Origin of the sequence: Micromonospora sp. B11E3, assembly GCF_039871625.1 — a bacterium.
In the GTDB taxonomy this organism is placed as follows: Bacteria; Actinomycetota; Actinomycetes; order Mycobacteriales; family Micromonosporaceae; genus Micromonospora.
Genome location: NZ_JBDPMC010000015.1, coordinates 46,945 through 59,965 on the forward strand (window position 1 = coordinate 46,945; position 13,021 = coordinate 59,965).

At 72.3% G+C, this 13,021-nt stretch carries 9 protein-coding genes and 3 pseudogenes; 1 reads left to right on the forward strand and 11 read right to left on the reverse strand.

All coding sequences use genetic code 11. The annotated features are described in order from the left end of the window. Nucleotides 1–5 precede the first annotated feature (5 nt). The 9 genes and pseudogenes from ABGB16_RS10910 to nrdR all read right to left on the reverse strand — a co-directional run bounded on the left by ABGB16_RS10910 (nt 6) and on the right by nrdR (nt 8,219). Entirely contained in the window at nt 6–983 is a 978-nt protein-coding gene (locus tag ABGB16_RS10910) for an asparaginase (RefSeq protein ID WP_347667872.1), read from the reverse strand. Next, on the reverse strand, nt 980–1,621 hold the full coding sequence (locus ABGB16_RS10915; RefSeq protein WP_347667873.1) for a class I SAM-dependent methyltransferase: 642 nt from the start codon (nt 1,619–1,621) through the stop codon (nt 980–982). Before ABGB16_RS10915 ends, ABGB16_RS10910 begins: the two co-directional genes overlap by 4 nt. A 140-nt stretch (nt 1,622–1,761) precedes the next feature. Continuing rightward, the gene (locus ABGB16_RS10920; protein ID WP_347667874.1) at nt 1,762–2,697 is read right to left on the reverse strand and encodes a DUF2332 domain-containing protein; all 936 of its coding nucleotides are present in this window, start codon (nt 2,695–2,697) and stop codon (nt 1,762–1,764) included. A 51-nt stretch (nt 2,698–2,748) separates the two neighbouring features. After that, a complete protein-coding gene (locus ABGB16_RS10925; protein ID WP_347667875.1) occupies nt 2,749–3,183 on the reverse strand; it encodes a PIN domain-containing protein in 435 nt (144 codons plus the stop codon). Beyond that, a complete protein-coding gene (locus ABGB16_RS10930; protein WP_347667876.1) occupies nt 3,165–3,593 on the reverse strand; it encodes a hypothetical protein in 429 nt (142 codons plus the stop codon). The genes ABGB16_RS10925 and ABGB16_RS10930 overlap by 19 nt, the downstream gene beginning before the upstream one ends. A 99-nt stretch (nt 3,594–3,692) precedes the next feature. Further along, nucleotides 3,693–6,104: pseudogene (locus tag ABGB16_RS10935) on the reverse strand (vitamin B12-dependent ribonucleotide reductase); the annotation flags it as partial. Between the two features lie 189 nt (nt 6,105–6,293). Further along, nucleotides 6,294–7,175 (reverse strand): annotated as a pseudogene (locus tag ABGB16_RS10940) (LAGLIDADG family homing endonuclease); the annotation flags it as partial. Further along, nucleotides 7,176–7,643 (reverse strand): annotated as a pseudogene (locus ABGB16_RS10945) (vitamin B12-dependent ribonucleotide reductase); the annotation flags it as partial. A gap of 63 nt (nt 7,644–7,706) precedes the next feature. Further along, complete coding sequence (gene nrdR, locus ABGB16_RS10950; protein ID WP_347667877.1) at nt 7,707–8,219, reverse strand: transcriptional regulator NrdR; 513 nt, start codon at nt 8,217–8,219, stop codon at nt 7,707–7,709. 577 nt (nt 8,220–8,796) lie between these two features. Between nrdR and lexA the strand changes: the two genes are divergently transcribed. After that, on the forward strand, nt 8,797–9,582 hold the full coding sequence (gene lexA, locus ABGB16_RS10955) for a transcriptional repressor LexA (protein ID WP_347667878.1): 786 nt from the start codon (nt 8,797–8,799) through the stop codon (nt 9,580–9,582). Nucleotides 9,583–9,695: 113 nt separating this feature from the next. On the opposite strand, the gene ABGB16_RS10960 is transcribed toward lexA, so the two are convergent. Further along, complete coding sequence (locus ABGB16_RS10960; protein ID WP_347667879.1) at nt 9,696–11,354, reverse strand: hypothetical protein; 1,659 nt, start codon at nt 11,352–11,354, stop codon at nt 9,696–9,698. 108 nt (nt 11,355–11,462) lie between these two features. Continuing rightward, complete coding sequence (gene hflX / locus ABGB16_RS10965; protein ID WP_347667880.1) at nt 11,463–12,911, reverse strand: GTPase HflX; 1,449 nt, start codon at nt 12,909–12,911, stop codon at nt 11,463–11,465. Nucleotides 12,912–13,021 lie beyond the last annotated feature (110 nt).

The following is a 13,021-nucleotide window of genomic DNA, read 5'->3' on the forward strand; positions in this document are numbered from 1 at the left end:
AGCGGTCAGCCGTGGCGGGCGAAGGCCGCCGCGATCGCCGCCCGGTCGGCGCCGGCCGCGAGCAGCAGCCGCAGCAGCACCTTCGCCTTGTACGGGTCGAGCAGCCCGCCGTTGACCAGCCCGCGCCGCTGGAGGTCGATCTCCGACCCCACCGCCCCGTACGTCTGCCGCAGCACCGACCCGGCACCGGTCCGCGAGGTCAGCACCACGGGCACCCGCTCGGCCAGCTCGCCGAGCACCGGGGCGAGCTCCGACGGGACGTGCCCGACGCCGAACCCGGCCACGACCAGCCCGTCCCGGTTCCGGAACAGGTCGATGAGCAGGTCGTCGTCGAGGGTGACCGTGTGCAGGGCCACCCGCACGGCGTCGAGCCGGTCCCGGTCCACCCCGGCCAGCGGGTCGAGCCGGGGCGGCCGGGTCAGCATCCGTACCTCGCCCTCGACGACATGCCCGAGCGGGCCGGCGTTCGGGCTGACGAAGGCCGCCGTGCTGGTGCTGTGCGCCTTGCGGACGAAGCGGGCGGCGTGCACCTCGTCGTGGAAGGCGACCAGCACGCCCAGGTCGCGGGCGGCCGGCGCGGCGGCCACCCGGGCCGCCGCGAGCAGGTTCGCCGGGCCGTCCGGGCCGGCCAGGGTGGGGTTGCGCATCGCGCCGGTGAAGACCAGCGGCTCCGGGTGCGGCCAGACCAGGTCGGCCAGGTACGCCGTCTCCTCCAGCGTGTCGGTGCCCTGGGTCACCACGACGCCGGTCGCGCCGCCGGTCACCGCCGACGACGCCGCGTCGACCAGGTCCAGGATCTGCCGGTACGTCAGGTTCGCGCTGGGCACCGCCCGGGTGTCGCGTACGTCGACGGTGTGGCCCAGGTCGGCGAGGCCCGGCACGGCCGCGACCAGCTCGGCCCCGGTGAGCCGGGCGACCACCCCGCCCTCGGCGCTGCCGGCCATCGCGATCGTGCCGCCGAGGGTGAACAGGACCACGCTCACGGGCGGCGCCCCATCAGGAACGCCTGCGGGCCCTTCTCGTAGCCCTCGGGCTCCCGGACCAGGCGCGCGTGCACCGTGAACCCGGCGTCGGCCAGCTGCGCGGCGATCCGCTCCGGGGGCAGCCAGTGCACGTCGTAGGAGACGACGTGCCCGTACGCCTGCTCCAGCCGGATGCGCCGGTCGCCCGCCTTGAACGCGAGCAGCAGCTCGCCGCCCGGGGCCAGCACCCGGTGGAACTCGGCGAACACCCCGGGCAGCAGCTCCGGCGGCAGGTGGATGATCGAGTACCAGGCGACGAGGCCGGCGAGCCCGCCGTCGGGCAGCGGCAGGTCGGTCATCGAGCCGACGGCGACGCGCAGCCCCGGCCAGGCGTCGCGGGCCACCGCGACCATCCCCGGGGACAGGTCGATCCCGGCGACGTCCAGGCCCAGGTCGCGCAGGTGGGCGGTGATCCGGCCGGTGCCGCAGCCGACCTCGACGACCGGCCCGGCGTCGCCGACCGCCTCGGCGTAGGCGGCCAGCATCGCCCGGTCCAGCGGCCCGCCCGCCCCCTCCACGTGATCGATCAGCCGGGCGTAGTCGACGGCCACCGTGTCGTACGCCGCGCGGGTCTCCCGCAGCCAGCTCGGCTCCCCCATGATCCGCAACCCTAGCCGCCCTGCCCGCCGTTCGGTTCCCTCGCCTCGCCACGTCGCCGACATTGCGGTATCCACCTTCTCCGGACACCCCCATGCCGCCGACCTGGTGTCGATCATCGCTCGCTGACCCGCCGGCGGCGTCACGCGAACCAGATGATTCCCTGCCCGTGCCCCCGGGTCCAGGCGAGCGGCGTCCCGTCCAGCGCCAGCACGTGGTGCAGCGCCTCGCCCGGCGGCTCCGGCAGCCCCGCGTAGGGCAGCACCTCCGGGACCTCGTTCGCGACCCAGTGGCTGGGCAGCTCGCGTACCACCGAGGCGAACGCCTGCCGCCGCGGTGCCGGCACCAGGTAGAGCACGGAGGTGTGGAACACCACCAGCGTCGCGTCGGCGGGTGCCCGCGCGGCCAGCGCCGGCAGGTCGTCCACCAGGTCGCCGCGTACCAGCAGTGGCGGCTCGGCCGCGGCGACGGCCGCCGCTGCCCGCAGCCGGGCGCGGCGGTGCGCGTGCTCCGGCCAGATGAGCGCGTCGAGCCACGCGACGTCCGCGGGGTCGGTCACGTCGAGCGGGTTCAGGTCGAGCCCCGCCCGCCACACCACCTGCGGTACGTCGCCCGGCGGCGGCACGCCGGTCGCCGCGCAGTCGAGAACCGGCTCGCCGGAGCCGACCAGGTGATCGCCGTAGCGGTAGGCGTACCGGTCGGGGTACAGGCACAGCCCGGCGGACGCGCCGACCTCCAGCAGCGCGAGCGGCTGCGGCAGCGCGGCGAGCACCGGCAGCAGTACGGCGCACCGGCCGGCCTCGTTGGTCTGCGTGACGCGGACGCGCAGCTGCGCCTCGACCGCCGGCCAGTTCGCGAGCGTGTACTCGCGGAACGCGTCCGGCTCGTCGACCGGGCCGCCGAGGAACCGGACGACGCCGAACAGCAGGTTCGGCTGCCACTTGGCCGGCGGGAGCGTGCCGAGCAGGGCCAGCAGCTCGTCGTCGCGGGAGACCGCGAGCGCCAGTCGCTCGTACGCGGGCGAGACGCCCTGCGCCTCACGTCCGGCGAACTCGACGTACCCCGCAGCGATCGTCATGCCTGGATCGTCGCAGTCATCGCCGACGCCGAACAGCCTCGATGCGGCAGGTCACACGTGAACGACGGCGATCCGCTGCTCCTTGGGCCGATCCGGCTCGTCGACCAGCCTGCTCAGGTCATCCGGATCGCTGGTCAACAGCACCACTGGGCGGGAGAGTTCCAGGGCGGTCGCCGCGACCAGCGCGTCGATCGCGCACCGGTGCCCGGACAGCCCCGCCTCCCCGAGCAGTTCGCCGGCACGTCGGCCGAGTTCCGGGCTCACCGGCGCCACCGTGATCCGCGACAGGACCCGATGGAAGGCCGCATCGCGGGGGCCACCCCGGAGCACCTCGGTCAGGGTCACGGCGCTGACGACGACCCTGGCACCGCGCTCGTGCGCGATCTGGAGGAACGCACGAACCCGCTGATCTCCCGCCGAGAGCTTGACCAGTCCTTCGCTGTCCAGGACGAGCGCGCCGCCCGCACCTACTGGGCGTCTGGCCACGAATTCCTCGCCTCGGTCATTGCCTCGTCGGAGATCGGCCCGTACTCCTCCTGCAGCAACTCCGCGAGTTCCCCAAGGAGATCCAACTCGAGCTGCCGGGCCACGGCCTCGGTGACGTACTGGCTGAACTCGCCACGCCCGACCCGCTGCTGCACGGCGGCCGTGAGGTCTTCGGGCATCGACACGCTCACCTTGCGGGCGCGACCGACCAACCGGAGCCGCCGACCTGGCTCGCGTGCGCCGCCGGCCAGCAGTCGCTCCGCCTCAGCCCTGAACTCCGGCGAAGCCTTCCCCATGTCGTGGATCGCATCGAGCATCTCCGACATCGAACGGGAGAGTTCCGTGGACCCGGAAGAATCTGCGGCGTCCTCCTCGGAGGACGGATGCGGAGGAATAGGTTCGGCGCTCACGAGTCGATGCTACCGCCGGTAGCAACGACATCCAAGCAAGATGACGGCGACCGCCCGCCCCTCTCCAAGGGTCGGGCGGTCGCCGTCACTCAGTGCAGGTCAGCTGCAGCCGCTGGTGGAGCCGCAGCCCTCGCAGACGTAGCAGCTACCAGCCGGCCGCATCTTCGTACCGCAGGTGAAGCACAGCGGCGCGTCCGCGGCCTTGCCCAGGACGGCCTCCAGCAGCTCGGTGCTGGAACCCACCGACGGGGCCGCCTTGGTGGCGGCGGCGTCCGCCACCTCCCGCGCGGGCTGGACGACCGCGCCGGCCTTCGGCTCCTCCGGCTTGGCCTCGACCGGGGCGGAGGCGGCCATCGCGGTGAGGTCCGCACCGTTCGCCTCCGCCTCGGCCTCGGCCTGGAGCTGCGCGGCCCGCTCCTTGGCGGTGAAGATGCCCAGCTCCGCGCGGCGCTCGTACGGCAGGAAGTCCAGGGCCAGGCGACGGAAGATGTAGTCCATCACCGAGGCGGCCATCCGCACGTCCGGGTCGTCGGTCATGCCGGCCGGCTCGAAGCGCATGTTGGTGAACTTGCTGACGTACGTCTCCAGCGGGACGCCGTACTGGAGACCGATGGAGATGGCCACCGAGAAGGCGTCCATCACGCCCGCCAGGGTCGAGCCCTGCTTGGACATCTTGAGGAAGACCTCGCCGAGGCCGTCGTCCGGGTACGACGACGCGGTGAGGTAGCCCTCGGCACCGCCGACGGAGAAGGAGATCGTCTCCGACGGCCGCTTCTTCGGCAGCCGCTTGCGCACCGGCCGGTACTCGACGACCTTCTCGACCACCTTCTCGACCTCGGCGGCCGGGGTCTCGACGGCCTTGGTCTTCTTGGCCGCCGACAGCGGCTGGCCGACCTTGCAGTTGTCCCGGTAGATCGCCAGCGCCTTGAGGCCGAGCTTCCAGCCCTCGAAGTAGATCTTCTCGACGTCCTCGACGGTCGCCTGCTCCGGCATGTTGACCGTCTTGGAGATGGCGCCGGAGATGAACGGCTGGACGGCCGCCATCATCCGCACGTGACCCATCGGCGCGATGGACCGCTCGCCCATGGCGCAGTCGAAGACCGCGTAGTGCTCCGGCTTGAGGCCGGGGGCGTCCACGACGTGGCCGTGGTCGGCGATGTGCTCGACGATCGCCTCGACCTGCTCCTCGGGGTAGCCGAGGCTGCGCAGGGCGCGCGGGACGGTCTGGTTGACGATCTGCATCGAGCCGCCGCCGACCAGCTTCTTGAACTTGACCAGCGCCAAATCGGGCTCAACACCCGTAGTGTCACAATCCATCATCAAGCCGATGGTTCCGGTGGGCGCCAACACTGCGGCCTGCGAGTTCCGCCAGCCGAACTTGTCACCGATCTTGTTGCCCTGCGTCCACTGCTTCGTGGCCTCCCGCTGGATCGCGGTGGCCACGGTGCCGGCCGGCTTGATCGCGTCGTTGGCGGCCGCGTGCTTGCGCATGACCCGCTTGTGCGGCTCCGCGTTGCGGGCGTAGCCGTCGTACGGGCCGACGACGCCGGCCAGCTCGGCGGAACGGCGGTACGCGGTGCCGGTCATCAGCGAGGTGATGGCGGCGGCCAGCGAGCGGCCCTGGTCCGAGTCGTACGGCAGGCCGGAGGCCATCAGCAGCGCGCCGAGGTTGGCGTACCCGATGCCGAGCTGCCGGTACGCGCGGGTGGTCTCCCCGATCTTCTCGGTCGGGAAGTCGGCGAAGCAGATGGAGACGTCCATCGCCGTGATGACGAGCTCGACGCTCCTGACGAACTTCTCCACCTCGAAGCCCCCGTCGGCGCGGAGGAACTTCATCAGGTTGAGCGAGGCCAGGTTGCACGAGGAGTTGTCCAGGTGCAGGTACTCCGAGCACGGGTTCGACGCGGTGATCCGCCCGGTCTCCGGGCAGGTGTGCCAGTCGTTGATGGTGTCGTCGTACTGCAGGCCCGGGTCGGCGCACTCCCACGCGGCCTGGGAGATGGTGCGGAACAGCTTCCTGGCGTCGATCGTCTCGATGGTCTGCCCGTCGAGCCGGCCGCGCAGGTCGAACCCCCCGCCGTTGTCCACCGCCGTCATGAACTCGTCGGAGACCCGCACCGAGTTGTTGGCGTTCTGGTACTGCACGCTGACGATGTCGGAGCCGCCGAGGTCCATGTCGAAGCCGGCGTCCCGCAGCGCGCGGATCTTGTCCTCCTCGCGCGCCTTGGTGACCACGAACTCCTCGATGTCCGGGTGGTCCACGTCGAGGATGACCATCTTGGCCGCGCGCCGGGTGGCCCCGCCGGACTTTATGGTCCCCGCGCTCGCGTCGGCCCCGCGCATGAAGCTGACCGGGCCGGAGGCGGTGCCGCCGGAGGAGAGCAGCTCCCGGGAGGAGCGGATCCGGGACAGGTTCACCCCGGAGCCGGAGCCGCCCTTGAAGATCAGCCCCTCCTCCTTGTACCAGTCGAGGATCGAGTCCATCGAGTCGTCGACGGCCAGGATGAAGCAGTTGTGCACCCGCAGGTTGCCGGCGAGGAACTCGCCGCTCTCGGTCTGGATGTCGTAGACCTCCATCGCCCCGAGCGGCTCGACGCGGTCGATCTCCAGCCGCTTGACGTCGGCGGCCGGCCGGCCCGGCTTGGCGAAGCTCGCGTCGAGCTTGGCCATCTTCTCGGCGCCGACGAATCCGATGTGGGTGGCGAAGAGGTCGCGGTCGCCGTCGTTCTGGATCCGCACCGACCAGCAGCCCTTGCGGTCCGGGCGCGGGTCGGCCTTGTACCCGACGCGGGCGAAGATTCCGAATCGCAGCAGCAGGCTCTGCACGCCGCGGATCAGCTTCTCCGAGATCATGTCCACGGCCACGAGCGTCGAGCTCTCGCGCGCCGAGACGTAGCCCTCGGCCTGGAAGATGCTGCGCAGGTACGCCGCGACGACCGGCAGCGGCGCCGTGAAGAGCCGCTCCGGCACCTCCATGTCCACGCCGCGGGTGAGCAGGTCCCACTTCTCCACGAACGGGCGCAGGTGCTCGCCGTAGAGGCGGGTACGCCGACAGTCCAGCTCGTCGCTCTGCGTCACCACCGCGCGCTCGTGCCGGTGCGCGTCGGCGAACACCTCGTCGAGCGCGACGGTGACCCAGCCCAACTCGTCGTCGTTGACGGTCATCGCCTCGATCGTCAGCGACCGGTTCGTGCCCTCGTCGTACTGACCCACGAACCCGTCCGACTGCAGCCAGCCGGCGAGCGCGGCCTCCCGGATCTCCCGCAGGCTGATCTCGTTCTCGCCGTAGGCGTACCTGCGGTGCCACTCCAGCTTGTCGCCGGGCTCCAGCGTGCCGGCCTCGACCCACCGGCCCGCGCCCTGGCCCGTGCTCTTCCACACCACGTGGTCGGGGGTGACGTCGAGCGTGTAGCCCGCCTTCGTGTGCAGCCGGATGACCTCGCGCACCCCGTTGGCCTTGACGGCGACGATCCGGGTCAGGCCGTTGCCGTCGTACACCTTGGTCCCGACGGCGTTGTCCTCGACCAGCTTGCCGATCGGCACGAGGCCACTCGGCGTGCTGACCAGAGAGTCGTACGGCAGGCACGCGCTGACCTGCTGGGGCGAGGGCGTGCCGACGTTGAACCAGACCGGCGAGTTGAAGCTGAACACCTGGTGCAGCAGCATCCAGGTCAACTCGTGCGCGAACACCTCGGCGTCGGCCGGGGTGGCGAAGTAGCCGTGCTCCTCGCCGGCCGTGCGGTAGGTGCTGACCACCCGGTCGATCAGCTGCTTGAGCGACCACTCCCGCTCCGGGGTGCCCACCGCGCCCCGGAAGTACTTGGTGGTCACGATGTTGGCCGCGTTGATGCTCCAGGCCTCGGGGAACTCGACCCCGCGCTGCTCGAAGTTGATCGAGCCGTCCCGCCAGTTCGTCATCACGACATCGCGACGCTCCCACGTCACCTCGTCGTACGGGTGGACCCCCTCGGTCGTCCACACCCGCTCGACCTTGAGTCCCGCGCCGGCCTTCGCCCGCGACCGACTTGCTGTCACGCCGTCCCCCGCCATGTCATCCGCCCCCTCGTCTGCGCGGTCACCCACCGCGCGTCCCACTGTCAGAATCCAGAAAAATCAACTGGTACGCCCGGCGGCCCCCGCCGCCTCGGCGTGGCCCTCCGCCCCGGCGCCCTGCCGGGCACGGGCGGCGGCGCGCAACGTCTCGATCTCGCGCTCGAAGTCCGCGAGGGAGTCGAACGAGCGGTAGACGCTGGCGAAGCGCAGGTACGCCACCTCGTCCAGGTCCCGCAGCGGGCCGAGGATCGCCAGCCCCACCTCGTGGCTGGGGAGCTCGGCGGCCCCCTTGGCCCGGACGGTCTCCTCGACCTTCTGGGCCAGCAGGGCGATCGAGTCCTCGTCCACCGGCCGTCCCTGGCACGCCTTGCGCACCCCACCGATGATCTTGGTGCGGCTGAACGGTTCGGTCACCCCGCTGCGCTTGACCACCGCGAGCACCGCCTCCTCGACGGTGGTGAACCGCTTGCCGCACTCCGGGCACGCCCGCCGCCGGCGGATCAACTGGCCGTCGTCGGCCTCCCGCGAGTCGACCACCCGCGAGTCGGCGTGCCGGCAGTAGGGGCACCGCATCGCCAGACCTCCTTCATCGACGGCGGGCGGTACCGGCCGCCCCCCGGGCACGCCGAACCGCGGCGCCGACCCCACACGGGGATCGCCACCGGGTGCGGTAGCGGGAAGTGCGGTCGGTAGTTGAACCCAACCTGTAGGCGACTTACGCCCATGTGACTACTACATCTAGGGGTCGACCGTAGGCGTCCGGCGAACCGAGGTCAAGTTGAACGGCGTGTCCGGCGAGTCGCCAGGATCACGTCCGCTCTTCTCCCCTCCGCTCGCCACCGAAACCCCAACGCGGCACCGCCGCCCCCGGACACGCTCACCGGACCGGCCGATCACAACCGGACACGGCACGCGGGCTCTCGAACGGATGTACGAGAGCCGCGTACCATTTACCAGAACAGGCGTTCGGATATCTCGCTTTTCCGGTCCGACACGCCGAAGAACGTCGTACAGATGTTTGAAAATGACCGATCTCACCTATACGGTCAAGAACAACCGCGCCGGCGAGCCACCGCCGGAACGGTCGCACACCCTTTCGCACGCACCACGAGCCGCCGGGGCATCCGAGCGCCGACCAGGGAGGACGGACGTGACCGAGGACCGGGCCAGCCGGCCGAAGAACCCGCAGCAGAGCGCCGAGGCGGGTCCGCCGGCCGCTCGGCGGCCCCGCGCCGCCCGCAGCCGCACGGGCCAGCCCGCCGTGCGCCCGGTCACCCCCGTGGTCAGCACGTTCCCCGACCCGGCCGCGGTCGACCTCACCGCCCGCCAGCGCCGCATCCTGGAGTTCATCCGCACCTGGGTCGAGCGGCACGGCTACCCGCCGAGCGTCCGCGAGATCGGCGAGGCGGTCGGCCTGGTCTCCCCGTCCAGCGTCGCCTACCAGCTCAAGGAGCTGGAGAAGAAGGGCTTCCTGCGCCGCGACCCGAACCGCCCGCGCGCGGTGGACGTGCGCACCCCCGGCGACGCGCTCGACGACGAGGCGAGCCGTTCCCAGCGGCCCACCCCCGCGTACGTGCCGATGCTGGGCCGGATCGCCGCCGGTGGGCCGATCCTCGCCGAGCAGGCGGTGGAGGACGTCTTCCCCCTCCCCCGCGAGCTGGTCGGCGAGGGCGAGGTCTTCATGCTCCAGGTCAAGGGCGACTCGATGCTCGACGCCGCGATCTGCGACGGCGACTGGGTGGTGGTCCGGCAGCAGCCGACCGCCGACTCGGGCGAGATCGTCGCCGCGATGCTCGACGGCGAGGCGACCGTGAAGACCTACCGGCGCCGGGACGGTCACGTCTGGCTGATGCCGCAGAACCCGGCCTTCGACCCGATCCCCGGCGACGACGCCACCATCATGGGGCGGGTCGTCGCGGTCCTGCGCCGGATCTGACCGCCTGCGAGCGCAGCGCGATCTTGCACTTTGCGCCCCGGCGAACCGGGCGAACGATTCATACCGGGGGGGGGGGGGCCGAAAGTGCAAGATCGCCGGGGGCGGGGTGCCGGTCAGTGCCGGTCGCCCCGGCGCCCACGGCCCGGCGGGGGGCCGTAGCCGCCCCGGCCGTCGTCCCAACCGCCGTCGCCCGGCCGTCCCGGGCGTGGGTCCCGCGGGCCCGCCGCGCGCGGCGGCTCGGGCCGGCCACCACCGTAGGCCCCACCGCCGCCACCGGGCTGTCCGCCCCGGGCGGGACGGCCACCCGCCGGAGGCCGGGCCGCGGGCTGGCCGCCGCCGTACACGCCGCCGCCCGCGGGCCGACCACCGCCGTAGACGCCCCCGCTCTGGGGGCGGCCGCCGCCGGCTGGCCGGCCGCCCTGGGGGCCACCGGCAGGTCGGCCACCGCCGTACACCCCGCCCGACGCGCCCCGGGCGGGGCCGGGGCCCGCCGCGTCGCCGCCGTAGACGCCGCCGGCCGCCCCGCCGTACACACCGCCACGCGCGCCGTCACCGTCCGGGGAACCGTCGCGCCTGCGGGGAGGCTGGTCGGGGTAACGGCCGCCCGCGCCGCCGTCCCACTCGGCCGGGTCGGCGCCGCCCTTCGGGTCGGCTGCCGGGCGCCTGCGGGCCCGCAGGATGCCGACGACACCCGCGCCTACCATGAGCGCGCCGATCACGCCGACGGCCGCGATCAGATAGGTGATCTCGTTCAGGCTCAGTCCCTCGATCCAGGACTTCTGCGCCGTCGGCTTCGGCGGGCCGCCGTCGTCGCCGGCCAGCGCCTCCGCCCCCTTCGTCGAGGGGGTGTAGGCCAGGATCTCGATGGGATCGTCCTCGGCCAGCTCGCCGCCGTCCGAGACGGTGACGAACGACTTGCCGTCGGTGGTGTACGAGATCGCCTCGCCGAACGGGTCCGTCAACTGGGTGACCTTGGGCTTGCCCTTGGTCAGCGCCCCGACGATGTCCCCGCCGGCGACGTCGTACTCGAAGGCGTCCGCGTACGTGCGCAGCACCACCCTGCTGCCGTCCGGCGAGCGGGCCGCGCCGGTGATGGCGACCCGGCCGATGGTGTTGAGCAGGTTCGGGGTGTTCGTCTTCGGCAGCGAGACCTCGCCGACCTTGGTCATCGGGGCCGGGTCGGTGTCCCCGCTCTTCAGCTTCCCGGACGGGGTGAAGATCTCGGCCTTGCCGCTGGCGACCTTGGTGATGATCAGCGGCTTGTTGTCGTCGCCGATCAGCAGCGCCTCGGCGTCGTGCGGCTTGCCCTCGGGGTACGAGAGGCGGTGCAGCACCGGCCTCTCCGAGCCGTCGACCGGCATGGTCCACACGGCCACCCGCTCGCGCCGCTGGGCGCTGGTGATGTTGTCCCCGGTGTCGGCGATCCACAGCGTCTCGCCGTCCGGGGACAGCGCCAGGTCCTCGGTGTCGAAGGGGCCGTTGCCCGAGTACCGGACCGGCTCCCTCGCTGGCTTGCACTTGGTGTCGAGGAAGAAGACCCGCTTGCGCGCCTCGATCTGCGACGAGTCGTTGACGACGAGGTAACCGCTCTTCGTGGCCACCAGGCCGGAGAGCTCCCGCAGCCGTTCGTCGGTCACCGTGCAGCGCTTCTTGCCGGGCTCGGGCGCGGCCCCCAGGGCGGGGGCGGCCAGGGCGACTCCGGGAACCGCCACGGTCGCCCCGAGCACGCCGAGGGCAACCGTGACCGTGACCGAGGAAACAGCGCGGCGCATGGGGTCAGTGTCGCATGCCGGGATTGCCGCCACGTTCCGCCGGGACATCGACCCCGGCGGCCACGGTGCACCGGGTCGTCGGCGACGACCCGGTGCCGCCGGGCGGTCTCACCCGGCGTGGGCGACGAGGCGCTCCTCCGCGGCGTACGGGGCCAGCTCGGCGGCGAGCGCCTCGCCGACGCGTACGTGCAGCAGCGTCCCCTCCGGCAGGTGGGCGGCGCTGAGCACCTCGCCCTGCCGGTGCACCCGGGCGACCAGGTCACCCCGGTCGTACGGCAGCACCGCGCGGACCTCCACGGCCGGGCTGGGCAGCCGCTGCTCGATCACCGCCCGCACCTCGTCGATCCCCTGCCCGGAATGGGCGGAGGCGAACACGGCGTCCGGCCAGAGCCGCTTGAGCCGCAGCAGCGTCTCCTCGTCGGCGGCGTCGGTCTTGTTGACCACCAGCAGCTCGGGCAGCCGGTCCGCGCCGACCTCGGCCAGCACCTCGCGGACCGCCCGGACCTGCTCCTCCGGGTCGGGGTGGGTCCCGTCGACGACGTGCACCACCAGGTCCGCGTCGGCGACCTCCTCCAGCGTGGAGCGGAACGCCTCGACGATCTGGTGCGGCAGGTGCCGGACGAACCCGACCGTGTCGGAGAGGGTGTAGACCCGGCCGTCGGCCGCGGTCGCCCGGCGGGTCGTCGGGTCGAGGGTGGCGAACAGGGCGTTCTCCACCAGCACCCCGGCCCCGGTCAGGCGGTTGAGCAGGCTGGACTTGCCGGCGTTGGTGTACCCGGCGATGGCCACCGCCGGGACGGCGTTGCGGGAGCGGCGGGCGCGCTTGGTCTGCCGTACCGTCGTCATGCCCTTGATCTCGCGGCGCAGCCGCGCGATCCGGTGCCGGATCCGGCGCCGGTCGGTCTCCAGCTTGGTCTCACCGGGGCCGCGCAGGCCCACGCCGCCGCCCGCGCCGCCGCCGCGACCGGAACCACCGGTCTGCCGGGACAGCGTCTCGCCCCAACCGCGCAGCCGGGGCAGCAGGTACTCGAGCTGGGCCAGCTCGACCTGCGCCTTGCCCTCCTTGCTCTTGGCGTGCTGGGCGAAGATGTCGAGGATCAGGGCGGTGCGGTCGACCACCTTGACCTTGGTGCGCTGCTCCAGGTTGCGCAGCTGGGACGGCGACAGCTCGCCGTCGCAGATCACGGTGTCGGCGCCGGTGGCGAGGACCACCGCGCCCAGGTCGTCGACCTTGCCCCGGCCGATGTAGGTGGCCGGGTCGGGGCGGTTGCGGCGCTGGATCAGCCCCTCGAGCACCTGCGAGCCGGCCGTCTCGGCCAGCGCCGCCAGCTCGGTGAGGGAATTCTCCGCATCGGCCTGGGTACCCTCGGTCCAGACGCCGACGAGGACGACCCGCTCCAGCCGGAGCTGGCGGTACTCGACCTCGGTGATGTCGGTCAGCTCGGTGGAGAGGCCCGGGACCCGCCGCAACGCCTGCCGCTCCGACAGCTCGTACTCGCCGGTGGTGACGTCGAGCTCGTCGTCCTCGAGGTGAACGTAGGTCTCCTGGTCTCGCAAGCTGTGTCTCCTGTCCGTTGTGTCCCGCGCCGGGCGTTTCTGGCGCGTGTCAGCAATCCTGACATGTGCCAACGCCCGACGCACCCGCTATATGCCCGTCGAATGCATCA